This window comes from Streptomyces sp. NPDC044033 (assembly GCF_056434425.1).
In genome coordinates this window covers 1-3,858 of sequence record NZ_JBWKFF010000062.1, presented here as the reverse complement: position 1 = coordinate 3,858, position 3,858 = coordinate 1, and the positions used below count along the sequence as shown (strand labels likewise).

Genomic DNA, 3,858 nt, shown 5'->3' with positions numbered 1-3,858 from the left:
GAACACCGGGTCACCGTCTCCGGGCCGCTCCGGAGCAACCCCACCCGCCAACACCGCCAAAATGAGGGCTTCGCCCGGGACGACTTCCACATCGACTACGACAAGCAGCAGGTCACCTGTCCCCAGGGCCAGGTCAGCGCGGGCTGGCACGGCCCCTACCTGACCTCCTCGCCCACCGCGGCCCCGCTGATCGTGGCCCGGTTCACCAAGAGCCAGTGCCGCCCCTGCCCGGCCCGCACCCAGTGCACCAGCACCGCCGACAATGTCCGCACCGTGGGATTTCCCCCGCGAGAGCTCCGCGACCTGCAACTCCGCGTCCGCACGGAACAACAGACGCCCGAGTGGAAGGCCCGCTATGCGGTCCGCTCCGGAGTGGAGGGCACGGTCAACGAGTTCGCCCACGGGCACGGCATGCGGCGCTGCCGCTACCGAGGACAGGGGAAGGCCCACACCCAGCACGTCCTGACGGCCATCGCCGTCAACATCGAGCGCCTCAGCCAACTGCCACCAACCGAGGAAGCACCCGCACCCCGCCGACCAACCGCCTTCCAGAACTACCTCGACCAGCGCGAGATGCCCCGGCCGAAGTCCTGGCGAACCCTGGGCACCTGACCTCGACGGCTCCAAGATCCCCGACAGAGTCAAGCTCAGTAAAGCCTCCGGTCCCGCCTCCGCCGCCCTTGCCCACGGTGACCGAGTAGTTCTGCAGAGCGCTGACCCCGTGCAGTCGGCACTGGATGTAGGTGCCGTTGCTGCCTCCCGCTCCTCCGCCCCCAGGTCCTTCGGGGTCGACGTGGCCAGGGATACCGCTGGTGGCGCCTCCGCCTCCGCCTCCGCCCCCGGCACCGGCACCGGCACCGGCACCGGCACCCCAGACCTGCGCGGTGAGCGTGGTGACCCCGGCCGGCACCGTGAAGGTGCTGTTGGTGGTGAACGTGCGGGATCCGGCCGCGGGCGCGGCCGGGGCGGGCGGGGCAGCGCTGCCCAGGCCGGCGGCCGCCACCATCACGACCACCGCGGCCCTGCTCAGTCGCCCGGCAAGCTGATGCCCGCCCCTGCCCGATGATGCCGTTTGTGGAACGTTCATGAACGAATCCTCCTTCGCAACGGCCCCCGTGGGCCGCTTCTTTTTTTCCGCCGAACCGGCCATCCGAACCTGGGTCGGACCCGACACCACCCCCACATGTGTGAGGTGAGTACCGACGTTCACCCCGCCCAGGGATGCGGGCGGGTGAAGGGCGGCATGGGCGGGGCGGCGGCGGCCTGGCCTGGTCCTTGACACCGGCCTGTACACGCTGCCCGAGAACGTCAGCCAGCCGGCAGGGGTCCACCCGGTCCCAAAATCCCTGGACGATGGGTTTGCGTATCCGCGCAGTGTCATCGGATCAACAGCTGGCCGGCCACCTCCTGCAGAGCGGGAAGAAGCCGCAGCGCAGCGGCCGGGGGCGCTGGGGAACTTCGTGGCGCCGGGGAGGCCGGCGCCGCCGCACTGGTTGAGCGCACTGCCGGGAGGGATACCGAGCATGTTGCTGCCGGCCGCGCCGCTACCCGCAGTCCTCGCACCGTCTGCATGGGCTCCGTGGTGGTTGCCGCGGCTGGTGACGAAGGCGGGTGACAGGAAGTCACCGATCCCACCCGCGGTGGCCGGCGCGGGCAGGATGATCGCGCCGGTGACGGCAGTGGAGGTGAGAGCAAGCGCGGTCAGCGCGCGGCGGTGAGTCACGGCTGCTCACCAAGCCTCACCGCGAGGGTAGTAACGCCCTGGTCCGTCGCCTGGAATGACGGGCGGGTTCTGCATCATCCCGGGGTGAGCCGTGCGTACCTGGGTCGCCCTTCCCCGGCCGGTCAACGGCATCCCTGCGGGCTGCCGGCAGTGGGCCGGCTAGGTGCTGCCCAACGGCTACGGGAGCCTGTTCACAGGCGGCGGGCGGCGGTACGGACCCCGGTGCCGCCCCGGTCCGGACGGCGTGATCTCACCGGGGCGGCGAACGAGCTCAGATGTCTGCCTTGTTGTCCTGCTCCCGCGCACGGGCCACGGCGGCGGGGACGAGAGCGGCGTCGCGGCCGCCGGACGGCGCTTCCGCTGGCCCTCCTGTCAGCGTGCCGGTCTGCGGGGCGCGGGTGGTGGTGTTCTGGCAGTTGAGGGGGGTGTTGCCCTGGACGTTGCACTGGTTGGTTCCGGGGCCGCCGTCAACGGTTCCGGTGTTGTCGGGCACGGTGATCGAGTCGTTGCCCGCGCCTCCCAGGACCGTGGCGACCGCCCCATTGTCGCTCACGGTGATGGTGTCGTTTCCGGCGTTACCGGTGACGAGATCCTCGTTTCCTCCAACGTTGATTGTGTCGCTGCCGGCACCGCCGTCGACGGCCGCGGCGTTGCTATCCACCGTGATCTTGTCGTCACCGGAGCTTCCGGTGACGCGCGCGTCGCCCTCGATGTTCGTAGTGACGTCGATGGTGTCGGTGCCGGGGCCGCCATCGACAGCGCTGGCGTTAACGCGCACAGTGAGCTTGTCGCTGCCGATTCCTCCCCGGACGGTGCCGAGGTTCCTTCCGCCGAACTCGGTCACCTCGGCGACACTGATGGTGTCGTCGCCTCCATCGCCGTTGACGAGGCCACCGACGTCAATACTGCCCTTGGGGATGTCGATGGTGTCGTCACTGTCGGAGAGGCCCCCGAGGAGGGCGCCTGCGCCGCGGATCTCACCCTGGCGCAGGGCAAAACCGCTCTCCGATCCCCGGGTACCGCCGCTGATGGTGATCCGGTCGCTTCCGCCACCGCCCTGGACACTGCCGCCGTCGACGCCCTCTCCCCCCAAGCCGCCTGCCGTGGCTGAGTCGCCGCCGCTGATACCGATGGTGTCGTCGCCGCCGTCGCCCGCGACGGTGCCGGTCACGCCGGTGCCGCCAGGGAGGTCTTCCTCGGTCGCGTTGCCGCCGGTGACGGTGATGCTGTCGTTGCCATCGAGGAGAGGACCGAGCACAGGGGCCCCGCCGCGTACCGTTCCCGTGACGCCGAACCTCGCGTTGAGCGGGGTTCCCCCTGTGACGGGGGGCATGGTGATGGTGATGGTGTCGGCTCCAGCGCCACCGTAGAGGGACCCGCCGACCGTCCCGGCACCCACGATGCGGCCGGTGACAGTGATCTGATCGTTTCCGCCGCCACCGTTCACGACGGTGTCGACGGCCACACCGGCCGTACAGACGATGATGTCGTTCCCCGGTCCGCCGGTGATCAGCGTCGAGGTGACGGAACTGCCGTTGATGGTGCAGGTGGTGGCGGCATGCGCGGCCGGGGCGAGCACCACCAGACCGGCTGCCATCACCCCCAGCGTCATGCCGAGAGCGGTCACACGTGCGGGGGCACGAGACATGAAAAGCTCCTTCCGCTTTTTCCGGCCCGTCGGCGAGGCAGCGGCGCGGCGACCCTCGGAGACAACCCGCCACCGGCCCGAAGGCCCAGGCTTCCGCGATACGGCCCCAGTCGTCCCGACACCACGCTGTGCGGGCATACCGGACACCTCATACGTGCCCTCGCCCCTCCCGGCCACGCCACTCACACGAGTGAACAAGCCCCCGTCCCAGCCCCTTTGCGCGATTCAACGCACCCGCTCATCGCGCACCGGCCCGAGGAGTTCCGGCATGTGATCCCGCGGTTTGGGAACCGCACCTCCGCGCCTGCGCCACACTGGGCGAACGGCCCGGAAGCCTGAGCCGTCACCTGCCCCGCGATGTGTCGTTGGGGGGCTATGACTAGTGCCGCGTCAGACGTTGTTGTCTTTCCGGACTTGAGGGCCGCGTTTCCGCTGGTCGGGCATAGGGCGGGTGATCCCGTGGGAGTTGTGGCCTGTCGTGCTGTCA

At 69.9% G+C, this 3,858-nt stretch carries 3 protein-coding genes; 2 read left to right on the top strand and 1 reads right to left on the bottom strand.

Annotated elements, in window-relative coordinates:
* Nucleotides 1-612, top strand: a 612-nt coding sequence (locus AC07AB_RS40125; RefSeq protein WP_478577653.1) for a transposase, incomplete at its 5' end; no start/stop codon positions are given.
* Nucleotides 613-884: 272 nt separating this feature from the next.
* Entirely contained in the window at nucleotides 885-1,046 is a 162-nt protein-coding gene (locus AC07AB_RS40120) for a hypothetical protein (protein WP_478577651.1), read from the top strand.
* Nucleotides 1,047-1,994: 948 nt separating this feature from the next.
* On the opposite strand, the gene AC07AB_RS40115 is transcribed toward AC07AB_RS40120, so the two are convergent.
* Nucleotides 1,995-3,371, bottom strand: a complete 1,377-nt coding sequence (locus AC07AB_RS40115) for a hypothetical protein (RefSeq protein WP_478577648.1) — start codon at nucleotides 3,369-3,371, stop codon at nucleotides 1,995-1,997.
* Nucleotides 3,372-3,858: the final 487 nt, after the last annotated feature.

Bases quoted from the DNA above. Each gene is read 5' to 3' on its own strand.
- AC07AB_RS40115 (WP_478577648.1), bottom strand. From the start codon at position 3,371: ATGTCTCGTGCCCCCGCACGTGTGACCGCTCTCGGCATGACGCTGGGG.